This window comes from Ruegeria sp. HKCCD3925 (assembly GCF_057221175.1).
Map to the genome: position 1 here is coordinate 171,110 of NZ_JBWVBI010000002.1, position 12,904 is coordinate 184,013.

Below are 12,904 nucleotides of genomic sequence, written 5' to 3' on the forward strand. Positions count from 1 at the left end.
ATGGAAACCTTTGGCTTAGGTGTAGCCCTTTTCACCGTTATCGTTCTTGGTCTGGTTGCCATCATCATGGCGGCGCGGTCCAAGCTGGTTTCAACCGGTAACGTGAACATCACCATCAATGGTGAGAAAACAATCTCGGTCCCGGCGGGTGGCAAACTGCTGCAGACGCTTGCGGCAGAGAAGCTATTCGTGCCCTCCGCTTGTGGTGGTGGTGGCACCTGCGCGCAATGTCGCGTGCGCGTGCATTCCGGCGGTGGCTCGATCCTGCCGACCGAGGAAAGCCATATCACCAAGCGCGAGGCGTCTTGTGGTGACCGGCTATCCTGTCAGGTTGCAGTCAAGCAGGATATGGACATCGAAGTTCCCGAAGAGGTCTTCGGCGTCAAAAAATGGGAATGCACGGTGCGTTCGAACGAGAACGTAGCGACCTTCATCAAGGCTCTGACATTGGACCTCCCGGAAGGTGAGGACGTGAACTTCCGCGCTGGTGGTTACATCCAAATCGAAGCGCCTGCACACCAGCTCGCCTATACGGATTTCGACGTAGAAGAAGAATACCGCGAGGATTGGGATCGCTTCAATCTATGGCAGTACAAATCCGTCGTCGCCGAACCGATCGAACGCGCCTATTCCATGGCAAACTATCCGGATGAAAAAGGCATGATCATGCTGAACGTCCGCGTGGCTTCGCCCCCTCCTGGGTCCGAAGGTATCCCTCCGGGTCAGATGTCGTCGTATATTTTCAACCTGAAACCGGGCGACAAGGTCACAATCTCAGGTCCCTTTGGCGAGTTCTTTGCTCGCGAGACAGAAAAAGAGATGGTCTTCATCGGTGGTGGTGCTGGTATGGCCCCAATGCGCAGCCATATCTTTGACCAGCTCAAACGCCTTGAAAACCGCAACCGCAAGATCAGCTTCTGGTATGGAGCGCGGTCGAAGAAAGAGATGTTCTTTGTCGAAGATTTCGACACGCTGGCCAAGGAATTCGACAATTTCGAATGGCACGTTGCGTTGTCGGACGCCCAGCCCGAGGATGACTGGAAAGGCTACACTGGCTTTATTCACAACGTTCTGTTCGAGGAATATCTGAAGAACCACCCCGCACCCGAGGATTGCGAATACTACATGTGTGGTCCGCCAATCATGAACCAGTCGGTCATCAACATGCTGCTGGATCTGGGCGTGGACCGCGAAGACATCATGCTCGACGATTTCGGCGGATAAACAGAATCGGTCGGTTCCAACCCTTGGGACCGACCATTTTCATTTTGGGTCTGATGTTGGGAAGGCTGCCAATATCAACGTCTGCATTTGGCGAATTCCGCTTCATATTTTGCCGCATTGGGCAGCAGGTCTTATGTTAACCGGATGGATCAAAAGGCTTATCGCATCTCAAACACCGCCTGATCAGACGGTGAATCTGCATTCATTGGCGCCTACAGAAAAATTCTACGCAATCGGAGACATTCATGGGAGGTTGGATCTTTTACAACGGCTCCTGCCTGCGCTGGATAACGACTGTCCGGTGGTGTTTGTAGGCGACTATGTTGACCGGGGCGGATACAGCGCGCAGGTGTTGCGTCAGCTACATCACCTCGACACGAACCCCGAAACGCGGGCGATCTGCCTGAAAGGCAATCACGAAGATATGCTGCTTGGGTTTTTGTCTGATCCAACCCGGATGGAGCGTGTCTGGCTGTATAATGGCGGTGCTCAGACTTTGGCTTCGTTTGGGCTTGCGGATATTGACCAGTCCAACCCGCAAGCCGTTGCCCAACAACTGCAGCAAGCGATGGGACAACCGCTTCTAGACTGGTTACAAGATCGGCCGCTGACCTGGACGAGCGGGAATGTAACGGTTGTTCATGCCGCGCTTGACCCTTCGCAGCCGGTCGATCGGCAACAGGACAGAACTTGCCTTTGGGGGCATCCTCATTTCCGCAAGAAACGCCGGAAAGACGAGCAATGGGTGGTGCATGGCCATACCATCGTCGACGAAGCTCGGGTCGAGCATGATGTCATTTCGATTGATACAGGTGCGTTCATCACCGATCAGTTGACGGCTGCGGAAATCTCGCCTGGTTCTGTCCGATTTATCTCGACCGCGCACACCGGAATCGCGCGCGTATCAGCGTAAGTCGCTAGCCGACGATCATTTGCTTCATTCTAAGTGCTTCGTATTCCAGTTCTTTCAAGCGGAAATGAACCACATCGCCAATGGTGATCACCCCGCGCAGATTTCCATCACTCAGTACGGGCATATGCCGGAACCGGCCTTCGGTCATGGTTTTCAGCACATCGTTCAGATAATCTTCGGGGCTGCAGGTTTTAACCTCAGTCGTCATAAGATCAGCCACGGATTGGGGTAGGGTCTGGCCGGGCGTTTCCGCCATACGGCGCACGATATCACGTTCGGAAAGGATACCCTGCAGGGCACCATTCTGATCCGTCACAACAACGGCCCCGATGCGTTTTTCGCGCAAGATATCCACGACCGAGTGAATCGTGTCGTTGGGCCGCACCGAAAAAACGGCATCCCCTTTGCCTTCCATCAGTTTCGCAACCGTTGTCTGGGTATGCGACAGATTGGTCTCAACTGATTGACTGCGGGTTGTCGCCGCGGCCTTGTCGCCGCGTGTCGGAGGCTGGTAAGAGCTTGGGGCCATGGGCGGTCTCCTCTTTCACCGGTATTGTCCTTACAACCTACCTTACCGCAGGGACCGGCCCTGTATAGGGTGCAATTTCGAAAACCGGCGTAACTTGGCCACTTCAAAAGGAAATTGCTTGTGAGCAACCTGTATCTGACGCCACCAGTTGCCGCGCTGATATTCTTTATCGTGGTGGTCTGCGGCCATAATTTTCGCATGGCTTGGAAACAGCAACCGGAAGGTTGGCAAAAGCGCGCTTGGCTGTTTGGCGTCCCGGCAGCAATCGGGCTTTTTACATTGGCGTTTTTGCCGCTCAAGATTTGAGGCCGGTTTGACTCTGAACAGGCTCACTGGCATATGCCGGGCAAGAACACTCCCGGGAGATTGCACCATGCGCCCACTGATCGCACTGGCCTTACTTTTGACTGTTTCGGCCTGCTTGTTTGGCAAAGAGCCTGACGTGGTACGCCTGTCCGGCGAGACGATGGGCACCACGTTCAACATCACCGCAATCGGCGATGATTTGGACGAAGCAGCGCTGGGGCAAGCGGTTCAGGAGACCCTGGCGCAGGTCAATGCCAAGATGTCCAACTGGGACCCGAAATCCGAGGTCTCGACCTTCTCGGCCTCAGGCAGCACGGACCCCATGCAAGTGTCAGACGAATTTGCCTTCGTCATCGAGGCCGCAAATGAGGTTCACGAGAAATCCGGTGGTACGTTTGATGTTACCCTTGGTCCGCTGATCGAATTGTGGGGGTTTGGACCGCGAAAACCTGAAGACCCAATTCCGGCAGATGACGAGATCGCGACAGCGCTTGGGCAAGTGGGACAAGCGCGGTTGTTAGAATTGGATCGCGGAGCGGGCACTTTGACCAAGTCAGAGGCCGGAGTCGGAATCAACCTGTCTGCGATTGCCAAAGGCTATGGCATCGATGCGGTTGCCGCACAGCTGCGCGAGGCCGGGATCGAGAACTATATGGTCGAGATCGGTGGTGATCTGGTGACCATGGGCGAGAATGATAAAGGCGAAAGCTGGCGGATCGGGATCGAAAAACCCGAGACTGGCGCGCAATCAATCCAGTTGATCGTGCCGCTCGACAATCTGGGAATGGCGACCTCGGGTGATTACAAGAACTTCTTCGAACAGGACGGGGTGCGCTATTCGCATATCATTGACCCGACGACGGGCCGCCCGATTACTCATCGCACCACTTCGGTTACTGTTATAGCAGACAACGCCATGATGGCGGATGCGTGGGCAACGGCGATGCTGGCATTGGGTCTGGAAAAGGGTCTGGAACTGGCCGAAGAGCATAAACTTGCCGTGTTCTTCATCTCGCGGGATGTGACAATCGGAGAAGAAGCCTATATCACCGTACAAAGCAGCGCCTTCAAGGATGCGCTGGGGACCAACTGACCGGTAGGAACCGCTATGAGCACCTTTATTCTGGCCTTTTTCCTGTTGCTGATCGTCATGGTTGGCATGGCGCTGGGTGTGATGTTGATGGGCAAAACCATCAAAGGCAGCTGCGGTGGCCTGAACGCGATCTCGGGTGCCGATAAATGTGTGGTCTGCCAAAAGGATATCGATCCCGACAGCCCTCTGCGCGACCAGTTGCAGTGCAAGCGTGCGAAAAAGATGCTGCAACAGATGGAAGGCTAGGATAACCCTCTTGGCATGAACAAAGCCAAGAACGTCCTCTTCATCATGTTCGACCAATTGCGCTGGGACTATCTCAGCTGCTACGGGCATCCACATCTGCATACGCCAAATATTGACCGTCTCGCCTCGATGGGTGTGCGGTTCACGCGGGCCTACATCCAGTCTCCGATCTGCGGCAGTTCCCGTATGTCGACCTATACCGGCCGCTATGTGCATTCGCACGGCGCGTCATGGAACGGAATCCCGCTGAAAGTTGGTGAGGTCACCATGGGCGATCACTTGCGCAAGGCAGGGATGGATTGCTGGTTGGTTGGCAAGACTCATATGCGCGCAGACGCCGAGGGCATGGCTCGTTTGGGGCTTGAGCCCGACAGCCTGATCGGGGCACGCGTCGCTGAATGCGGGTTTGATGTCTTTGAGCGCGATGACGGGATGCGCCCCGAAGGGCCGGATGGGTTTTATGACCCGGATGGCGCCAAAAGGTACAACGAGTATCTGAAAGACAAAGGCTATGAGAGTGACAACCCCTGGCACGACTTCGCCAATTCGGGGCTGGATGAAGAGGGCAATGTACTTTCGGGTTGGTTCCTGAAGAATTCGTCAGAGGCCGCGAATATCGCCGAGGAAGACAGCGAAACGCCTTATCTCACCTCTCGCGCCATGGAGTTCATGGAAAACCATGACGGGCCGTGGTGCTGCCACCTTAGCTATATCAAACCGCATTGGCCCTATATTGTGCCGGAACCCTACGCCTCGATGTATGGTCCCGAACATATTCTGCCTGTCATTCGGTCCGAAGCTGAACGGCAGAACGCTCATCCGGTGCTGAAAGCGTTCATGGATACGAAAATCGGCCAGACCTTCTCGCGTCAGGATGTACGCGAGGCCGTGATCCCAGCCTATATGGGCCTGATCAAGCAGGCTGACGACCAAATGGGGCGGCTGTTTGACTGGATGGATCAGACCGGACGAATGCAGGACACGATGATCGTGCTGACCTCGGATCACGGGGATTTTCTGGGCGATCACTGGATGGGAGAGAAGACCTTCTTCCATGACGCCTCGACCAAAATGCCGCTGATCATCTTTGATCCATCGCCCGAGGCTGATGCCACACGCGGCGCCACATGCGATGCATTGGTCGAATCCATCGATCTAGCGCCCACGTTTCTGGAGGTTGCAGGCGGTGAAGCCGCAGGGCACATTTTGGAGGGGCATTCGTTGCTGCCCATCCTGCACGGTCAGGCCGAAAGCACTCCGCGCGATGTGGTGATTTGTGAGTACGACTACTCCGCATCCCCCATTGCGCAGACACTGAACGCCTCGGTTCGGGATGCGGTCATGTTCATGGTCGCAAACGAGAAATGGAAGCTGATCCATTGTGAAGGGGGCTATTGCCCGCTTTTGTTTGATCTAGAGAATGATCCGAGCGAGCTGACGGACCTGGGCGAAAGCGATGAACATGCAGACATCATCGCCGAGATGTATGATCACCTGTTCACCTGGACGCGGCGCCAGTCGCAGCGCACGACCCGGTCGGAAGAACAACTGCTAAACATGCGTGGATCAAGCCGAGGAACAGGCGTGGTGATCGGTATTTACGACGAAAACGAGATGCCGCTTGAGCTGACCGTTAAATACCGCAACCGCAAAGCGCGACCCTTTGGGGACTACAAGACAGATTAATTCTTCATTCGCGGCCCTAATGACGGTTCAACCTTGAGCGGGCAGGGGGTAGAAGACAGCAACGCCGCCTCAATCGGAGAGCTTTCATGACCGCCCCAAAGCCCGTTGTCCTTTGTATCCTTGATGGTTGGGGCCTATCCGACGATACCAAGGCCAATGCGCCTTATCTGGCAAATACGCCAACCTTTGATGCTCTCATGGCTGAAGGCCCTGATGCGCAACTGATAACGCACGGGCCGGATGTGGGTCTACCTAGTGGTCAGATGGGTAATTCCGAAGTTGGTCACACCAATATCGGGGCAGGGCGCGTGGTGGCGATGGATCTGGGGCAGATTGACCTAGCCATAGAAGACGGTTCTTTCTTTCACAATGAGGCGCTGCAGAGCTTCATCGCTAAGGTGAAAGCTGCAGGCGGGACAGCGCATCTGATGGGGCTGGTATCGGATGGGGGCGTGCACGGGCACCTGGATCATATCGTGGCTGCCGCCAAAGCGGTTACCGATGCGGGCGTGCCCGTGGCGCTACATGCGATCACCGATGGGCGCGATGTGGCCCCGAAATCGGCCTTTATCTACATCGCCGAACTCGAAGACCGGTTGCCCGATGGCGCAAAGGTCGTCACCGTCTGTGGGCGCTACTTTGCCATGGACCGCGATAATCGCTGGGAACGCGTTTCCGAGGCCTATGACGCAATAGTCAAAGGTCAGGGGCGCACCGTGGCCTCGGCCCAAGAGGCCGTCGACCATGCCTACGCCCAATCCGAAACCGACGAGTTTATCGCGCCCACGGTTCTTGCTGGTTATTCCGGTATTAAGGACGGTGACGGGTTCTTTTGCCTGAACTTCCGCGCCGACCGTGCCCGAGAAATCCTACGGGCAATTGGGGAGCCCGGTTTTGCCGAGTTCGACTCCGGTCCGCGCCCGCAGTTGTCGGCGTTACTGGGCATGGTTGAGTATTCCGATGGCCATAACGATTATATGACGACCGTATTTCCCAAGCGGGATATCGTGAACACGCTGGGCGAATGGGTTGCTAAGCAAGGCCTGCGCCAGTTCCGGCTGGCCGAGACCGAGAAGTACCCTCATGTCACTTTCTTCCTGAACGGTGGCAAAGAGCAGCCTGAGGGTGGCGAGGATCGCTTCATGCCCAAATCGCCCAAAGTGGCGACATATGATTTGCAGCCCGAGATGTCCTCGGCCGAAGTGACAGAAAAGTTCGTCGAGGCGATCCACGGCGGATATGATCTGATCGTCACCAACTACGCCAATCCAGATATGGTTGGTCATACCGGTGATGTGCAAGCTGCGATTGAAGCCTGTGAAGCTGTTGATCAAGGGCTGGGGCAGGTGGTTGCAGCACTGAAGCAGGTCGGGGGTGCGATGATCGTGACCGCAGATCATGGTAACTGCGAAATGATGGTCGATCCGGAAACGGGCGGTCCACATACGGCCCATACGCTGAACCCCGTGCCTGTCGTTCTGGTCGGCGGCCCCGAAGGTTCAAGCCTGCGCGATGGGCGCTTGGCCGATCTTGCTCCAACTTTGTTGCAGCTTATGGAATTGCCGAAACCCGTTGAAATGACAGGGGAAAGCTTGCTGACATGAGATTGCGCCCGATCGTTGCTGCAGCGCTGATTTGGGCCACCCCTGTCGTCGCCCAAACCAGCCCGTCAAAGGCGGCACTAGAAGCGGCCGAGATGCTGGAGCAAGCCTCGATCGCGTTGACTGAGGCCGAATCTGCCCGCGACCGGGTCAAAGCTCTGACCGAAACCATAAAAGCCTACGAGGCTGGTCTGAGCGCCATGCGCGACGGCCTGCGCCGCGCGGCCTTGCGCGAGGCGCAATTGACTGCAGAATTGCAGGTACAAGAGCAGGAGGTGGCGCAGCTGTTAGGTGTTCTGCAGACGATCGAAACCACCGCGCCTCCAGTACTTATGCTGCACCCGTCCGGCCCACTTGGGGCCGCGCGCACTGGTATGATGTTGTCCGAAGTCACGCCTGGGTTGAACGCGCAGGCTCAGGCGCTTGCAAACGATTTGCAAGAGGTTCAGACGCTGCGACAGCTGCAACAAAGCGCCGCCAATACGCTGACCGAAGGGTTGGAGGGTGTACAGGATGCCCGCACGCAGCTTAGCGAAGCAATTGCGGATCGGACCGATCTGCCGCGCCGTTTCGTGGAAGACCCTGTGCGTACTGCGATCCTGATATCTTCGACCGAAACGCTGGATGGGTTTGCCAGTGGGTTGTCCGAAATCTCCGATGGTGAGATTGAAGATACAAACGCGGATGTCTCGGGCCGGAAGGGCCAGATCGCGTTGCCTGCACAAGGGGTCCTGCTGCACAGGGCGGGTGAAACGGACGCAGCGGGGGTTACGCGGCCTGGGCTGGTGCTGGGCACACGGCCCCGGGCGTTGGTCACCGCACCAACCGCCGCCACGATCCGCTACCGCGGGCCCTTGCTGGATCTCGGGAATCTTGTGATCCTCGAACCCCAGCCCGGATTGCTGTTCGTGTTCTCAGGCCTGCAGGAGGTATATGGACAGACCGGAGAAGTGATCCCCGAGGGTACTCCGGTAGGTTTGATGCCGGGTGAAACCCCCGAAATCGGCGCTATTATGTCAACAAGCGGTGATGGCACTGGAACTGACTGGTCAGAAACGCTCTATATAGAAGTAAGACAGGATAACAGCCCAGTGGACCCGGAATCATGGTTCCGGACGGACAAGGATGGATAAACGAGTATGAAGAAATTTGTGATGGCCGGACTGGCCGGCACCGTGGCAGGGATAATCGCAACCACACAAGTGGCGGGTCCTTTGCTTGCGCAAGAGGCCGAAAACAAGGCAAGCGTTTACGAACAACTTGATCTGTTCGGTGACATTTTCGAACGTATTCGCGCCCAGTATGTCGAAGAGGTTGAAACAGATGAGCTGATCGAGGCTGCGATCGACGGCATGCTGACCTCGCTCGATCCGCATTCCAGCTACCTCTCGCCCGATGATGCCGAACAGATGCGCGTGCAGACGCGGGGCGAGTTCGGCGGCCTTGGAATCGAAGTCACGCAGGAAGAGGGCTTTGTCAAAGTTGTCTCGCCCATCGATGACACCCCAGCGGATGCGGCCGGAATCGAAGCGGGCGACTTTATCACCCATGTGGATGGCGAAAGCATTCTGGGGCTGACGCTGGATAAAGCCGTGGACCTGATGCGCGGCCCGGTGGGATCGGAAATCGTGATCACCGTCGTCCGCGAAGGTGAGCAAGAGCCGTTCGACGTAACGATCGTTCGTGACACGATCAAGCTGACCGCAGTTCGTGCACGTACCGAAGGTACAAGCGTCGTGCTGCGTGTCACGACCTTCAACGATCAGACCTATCCCAACCTCAAAGAAGGGTTGGAAGAGCAGATCGAAGAGGCCGGAGGTATTGAAAATGTCAATGGCATCGTTCTGGACCTGCGTAACAATCCGGGCGGGTTGTTGACTCAGGCCATCAAGGTCTCGGACGCGTTCCTGGATGAGGGCGAAATCGTCTCGACCCGGGGTCGCAATCTGGAAGATGGTGAGCGGTTCAACGCAACACCTGGCGATCTGACCGGTGGCAAGCCCATCGTTGTGCTGATCAATGGTGGTTCGGCCTCGGCGTCGGAAATTGTCGCGGGCGCCTTGCAAGATCACCATCGCGCCATCGTGGTCGGCACCAAGAGCTTTGGGAAGGGATCGGTTCAGACGGTCATGCCGCTGCGGGGTGACGGGGCGATGCGCCTGACAACCTCTCGCTATTACACACCTTCGGGTCGTTCGATTCAGGCGCTTGGTGTCAGCCCTGACATCATCGTTGAACAACCACGCAACAACCCGGTTGACGAGGAAGAGGAAGATACAAACACCCGCACCCGGTCCGAGGCCGATCTGCGTGGCAGCCTGAACAATGACAGCCTCAGCGAGGACGAGATTCGCCAGATCGAAGAAGATCGCGCCAAGGCCGAAGCCACCGCAGAGCTGCGCGAAGAGGATTATCAACTGGCATATGCCATCGATATCCTCAAAGGCCTGTCCGCGTTCAATCCGACCGGGCCTTCACAATAAAGGGGAGGGGGGCCGCCATCAGCGGCCCTATTCTCGCACCCTGAAGTGTTACCCTTCGACCTTGTGCAGCTTTTTCTCATCCAGCATCAGCGCTAGGACGATTCCAGCAGCGACTGAGATCGTGGCGAATACAAAAGCCATATTCATTCCGGTATCAAAGGCCGCCGCAATGGCGGCCTGAACCTTTTCAGTTTCACCTGAATTCAACTTTTCAAGCACTGCTTTTGCCGAGTCTGTGTTCAGCGTTCCACCATTGATCGCTTTCTGATCAGCCTCGGACATGTTGATGCCTGACGCAGTCAATCGGGTTTTCAGGCTGGACAGGCTTGTCACATACATGACCGCCGTCGCACAGGCGACCGCGATTGCCCCATAGACCAGATGGGTCATGAAACTCAGACCGCCAACCAGTCCGGCGCGTTCCGGCTTGACCGCGCATACAGCGGCTGTTCCCGAAGGCCCGACCGTCAGCGTTGCGCCCAAACCAATCAGCGCCATCCCGGGCAGAATCTGAAAATATCCGGTCCCGGAAGGCATGATGACAACGCTTGCCGCCCCGACTGTGGCGCAAATATATCCCCAAAACAGCAGTCGCTTGGGCCCAAAATCGTTATACAGCGTACCCGAGACGATTGATCCGACCGCTAGCAACACCGTCAGCGGTGCCAAACCCAGCGCCGATTGGAACACAGACCATCCCAAGACTTTTTGCATATACTGCGGAAAATAAAGCAGCCCGACAAAAGCTGCCGAGACGTTGAACATATTCAGACCTAAGGTAATCAGAAACTCTCGGTTCTGCATCAACTGAGGCATTAGCAAGGGTTCCTTGACCCTCTTTTCGACTTTCGGAAACAGGAAGAACAAAACGGCGCTGACAAAAAACAGCAGCAAAAGCGGCAGCGAAGTCCAGCCCCAATCAGCACCAACATCCAAACCGTAAAGCAAGAGCAAAACTGCAAAAGACAGGATGCCCATCCCGGCAAAGTCGATGTGTTCACCTTTCTTATGCTCGGTCTCACGCTCCATCAGCAGGATCGCAGTCGTCATCGAAATGCTGGAGAACACCACATTGGCGAGGAAAAACAACCGCCAATCACCCAGATTGACCACCGCGCCGCTAATCATCGGTCCAAAGACATTACCCGTGGTGACACCCGCCAGTATCAGCCCCATCACCAATGCGCGGTGTTCTTCTTTCGACACTTTGGTGGCTCCAAATGCAAGCGTGCAGGGCCACACGCATCCCGCCCCGATCCCCTGCAAGGCGCGTGCGCCGATCAGGTAGTCCAAACCGGGTGAGACAAAGCATAAAACCGACGCAAACAGAAAGATCGAAAGACCGATGATCATCATCTTGCGATGACCATACATGTCACCCAGGCGACCTCCGGCCACCATCGTCATGGCAAAGAACAGAGCGTAAATATTCAGAACCCACTGGGTGCTGGTGATGTCGGCGTCAAAGCTGTTTTCGATTGCCGGGACCAGCATGAGGGCACCGGTAAAATCGATCCCGATCCCGAAACCCGTCACCATCAGCGCGATGACCTTTATGATGCTGTTGCGATCCATAGGCCAATCCAATGATGCACGTATGGACCTGAAAAGATAGGGACAATCCTATCAGTACTGTGGTCAGGTTTCGCTTTGAGATGCCTGAGAGCGGCGGAACGCACGCTTTAACATGTCCAACTCGGCGCGCAACAAAGCGACTTCGGCCCTCAGATCATCTGCGGCGGGTGAGCCGGCGATGATGGTGAAATCCCCCAGCTTATGGCCTGTTGTTCCATCGTGAATCACGACAGTATGGACACCTTCCGACAGGGCGGCGGGCGGCACTGGGATGCGCAAGGCCCAGCCATCCGTTGCTGGTTCCAACTCAACATCATTCACGGGCTCACCAAGAAACAGCACCTCGATCTGAGGGGGGCTTTCGCTGGTCAAATGGCCTTCCCACAGGCCGTTTTCGAAGCGGATTGGTGTCAGGGTGGTATGAGACATTGAGTACCCTTTTACAGATCGGCCCGGTGGTAACGGCAGAATGTCAGGTCACGAAACACCACACGGTTCATCGCGGGTTGATCAATGATCAGATCCAGCCAGAGTTTTTCAATTCGACGCTCATTCACGTTCAGATGGGCCAGATCAAAATCTACAGTCGCCGCAGGTGTTGAAAGATCAAGTTCGCGCAGAACCTGCTCGGTATTAGGGCCATGCTGAATGTTCAGGCGGGCGAAGACAACGGTAGAACGCTCGCACTCAACCAGAGTGTCGACCCGCATCAGATGCTGGCGGGACAGATTTATGGCGGCATCAGTGGGCAGATCAACGGAGAGCGACAGGAAAGATCCCTGAAAATCAAATACCTCAACGGCCAGACTGAAAGGCGCCAAATCCTTGTCTCGCCGATTTCGGATTTGCTGCAGCCCGATCTCGACCTGGCTGCAATCGTGAAACAGGATGATCTGCCCATCCATCCGCGCCTTGCGCGGGGCCGAGGCTATACCTTTGCGGATCAGTGGCGTCCGCCACAGGTCCGGTCGCCACGACCAATCCGTTCCCAGGGGTTTTGGAAACTGCGTCGCCCCAATCAAGGGTTGGATCAGTCGAGCATCAGCTTTTTGAATTGCTTGTTCAAGTTTGCCGCGCAACCGCCGGGCGTCATCACGTTGGCGGCGAAGCTCAGGCAGTGCGAGGTGGTCAGACTGCTGCGCGGCACGCTGCCAGCGCCCCAGAGCCTTTAGTTGAATATATCGATCCAGTAATCTGCCCATCGCCCCATCTTTCAAGACAGCCCCTCTTTAGTCAAAGTCGGGGCAG

The 12,904-nt window shown here is 56.1% G+C and carries 13 protein-coding genes; 9 read left to right on the forward strand and 4 right to left on the reverse strand.

Annotated elements, in window-relative coordinates:
• Together nqrF and AC2TEM_RS05775 are read left to right on the forward strand one after the other, a co-directional pair.
• Positions 1-1,224 (forward strand): NADH:ubiquinone reductase (Na(+)-transporting) subunit F, encoded by a 1,224-nt coding sequence (nqrF, locus tag AC2TEM_RS05770; RefSeq protein WP_170393981.1) that lies wholly within the window; start codon positions 1-3, stop codon positions 1,222-1,224.
• A 133-nt stretch (positions 1,225-1,357) separates the two neighbouring features.
• Complete coding sequence (locus tag AC2TEM_RS05775; protein WP_170422700.1) at positions 1,358-2,137, forward strand: metallophosphoesterase; 780 nt, start codon at positions 1,358-1,360, stop codon at positions 2,135-2,137.
• Between the two features lie 4 nt (positions 2,138-2,141).
• Here the strand turns inward: AC2TEM_RS05775 and AC2TEM_RS05780 are convergent, their stop codons facing one another.
• Entirely contained in the window at positions 2,142-2,666 is a 525-nt protein-coding gene (locus tag AC2TEM_RS05780) for a CBS domain-containing protein (RefSeq protein WP_170393976.1), read from the reverse strand.
• A gap of 120 nt (positions 2,667-2,786) precedes the next feature.
• Here AC2TEM_RS05780 and AC2TEM_RS05785 point away from each other — a divergent pair, with 120 nt between their 5' ends.
• The 7 genes from AC2TEM_RS05785 (at position 2,787) to AC2TEM_RS05815 (ending at position 10,081) form a co-directional block, all read left to right on the forward strand.
• Positions 2,787-2,972 (forward strand): hypothetical protein, encoded by a 186-nt coding sequence (locus AC2TEM_RS05785; RefSeq protein WP_170393974.1) that lies wholly within the window; start codon positions 2,787-2,789, stop codon positions 2,970-2,972.
• A gap of 67 nt (positions 2,973-3,039) precedes the next feature.
• Entirely contained in the window at positions 3,040-4,065 is a 1,026-nt protein-coding gene (locus AC2TEM_RS05790; RefSeq protein WP_170422702.1) for an FAD:protein FMN transferase, read from the forward strand.
• Between the two features lie 15 nt (positions 4,066-4,080).
• Positions 4,081-4,311, forward strand: coding sequence for a (Na+)-NQR maturation NqrM (gene nqrM, locus AC2TEM_RS05795; RefSeq protein WP_170393970.1), 231 nt, complete (start codon positions 4,081-4,083; stop codon positions 4,309-4,311).
• A 15-nt stretch (positions 4,312-4,326) separates the two neighbouring features.
• Positions 4,327-5,997, forward strand: a complete 1,671-nt coding sequence (locus tag AC2TEM_RS05800) for a sulfatase-like hydrolase/transferase (RefSeq protein ID WP_170422704.1) — start codon at positions 4,327-4,329, stop codon at positions 5,995-5,997.
• Between the two features lie 86 nt (positions 5,998-6,083).
• Positions 6,084-7,601: a 2,3-bisphosphoglycerate-independent phosphoglycerate mutase gene (gene gpmI, locus AC2TEM_RS05805; protein WP_170422706.1), complete on the forward strand. Its 1,518-nt coding sequence runs from the start codon at positions 6,084-6,086 to the stop codon at positions 7,599-7,601.
• The gene (locus AC2TEM_RS05810) at positions 7,598-8,731 is read left to right on the forward strand and encodes a peptidase M23 (protein ID WP_170422707.1); all 1,134 of its coding nucleotides are present in this window, start codon (positions 7,598-7,600) and stop codon (positions 8,729-8,731) included. The genes gpmI and AC2TEM_RS05810 overlap by 4 nt, the downstream gene beginning before the upstream one ends.
• A gap of 6 nt (positions 8,732-8,737) precedes the next feature.
• Complete coding sequence (locus AC2TEM_RS05815) at positions 8,738-10,081, forward strand: S41 family peptidase (RefSeq protein WP_170422709.1); 1,344 nt, start codon at positions 8,738-8,740, stop codon at positions 10,079-10,081.
• Between the two features lie 48 nt (positions 10,082-10,129).
• Here AC2TEM_RS05815 and AC2TEM_RS05820 read toward each other — a convergent pair whose 3' ends face one another.
• The 3 genes from AC2TEM_RS05820 to AC2TEM_RS05830 all read right to left on the reverse strand — a co-directional run bounded on the left by AC2TEM_RS05820 (position 10,130) and on the right by AC2TEM_RS05830 (position 12,858).
• Positions 10,130-11,656, reverse strand: coding sequence for an MFS transporter (locus AC2TEM_RS05820; protein WP_170422711.1), 1,527 nt, complete (start codon positions 11,654-11,656; stop codon positions 10,130-10,132).
• Between the two features lie 63 nt (positions 11,657-11,719).
• On the reverse strand, positions 11,720-12,085 hold the full coding sequence (locus AC2TEM_RS05825) for a hypothetical protein (RefSeq protein ID WP_170422713.1): 366 nt from the start codon (positions 12,083-12,085) through the stop codon (positions 11,720-11,722).
• Between the two features lie 11 nt (positions 12,086-12,096).
• Entirely contained in the window at positions 12,097-12,858 is a 762-nt protein-coding gene (locus AC2TEM_RS05830; protein WP_170422715.1) for a DUF6478 family protein, read from the reverse strand.
• Positions 12,859-12,904 lie beyond the last annotated feature (46 nt).

Bases quoted from the DNA above. Each gene is read 5' to 3' on its own strand.
- AC2TEM_RS05800 (WP_170422704.1), top strand. From the start codon at position 4,327: ATGAACAAAGCCAAGAACGTCCTCTTCATCATGTTCGACCAATTGCGC.
- AC2TEM_RS05775 (WP_170422700.1), top strand. From the start codon at position 1,358: ATGTTAACCGGATGGATCAAAAGGCTTATCGCATCTCAAACACCGCCT.
- AC2TEM_RS05810 (WP_170422707.1), top strand. From the start codon at position 7,598: ATGAGATTGCGCCCGATCGTTGCTGCAGCGCTGATTTGGGCCACCCCT.
- AC2TEM_RS05815 (WP_170422709.1), top strand. From the start codon at position 8,738: ATGAAGAAATTTGTGATGGCCGGACTGGCCGGCACCGTGGCAGGGATA.
- AC2TEM_RS05830 (WP_170422715.1), bottom strand. From the start codon at position 12,858: ATGGGCAGATTACTGGATCGATATATTCAACTAAAGGCTCTGGGGCGC.
- AC2TEM_RS05820 (WP_170422711.1), bottom strand. From the start codon at position 11,656: ATGGATCGCAACAGCATCATAAAGGTCATCGCGCTGATGGTGACGGGT.
- AC2TEM_RS05790 (WP_170422702.1), top strand. From the start codon at position 3,040: ATGCGCCCACTGATCGCACTGGCCTTACTTTTGACTGTTTCGGCCTGC.
- AC2TEM_RS05780 (WP_170393976.1), bottom strand. From the start codon at position 2,666: ATGGCCCCAAGCTCTTACCAGCCTCCGACACGCGGCGACAAGGCCGCG.
- AC2TEM_RS05825 (WP_170422713.1), bottom strand. From the start codon at position 12,085: ATGTCTCATACCACCCTGACACCAATCCGCTTCGAAAACGGCCTGTGG.
- nqrM (WP_170393970.1), top strand. From the start codon at position 4,081: ATGAGCACCTTTATTCTGGCCTTTTTCCTGTTGCTGATCGTCATGGTT.
- gpmI (WP_170422706.1), top strand. From the start codon at position 6,084: ATGACCGCCCCAAAGCCCGTTGTCCTTTGTATCCTTGATGGTTGGGGC.
- nqrF (WP_170393981.1), top strand. From the start codon at position 1: ATGGAAACCTTTGGCTTAGGTGTAGCCCTTTTCACCGTTATCGTTCTT.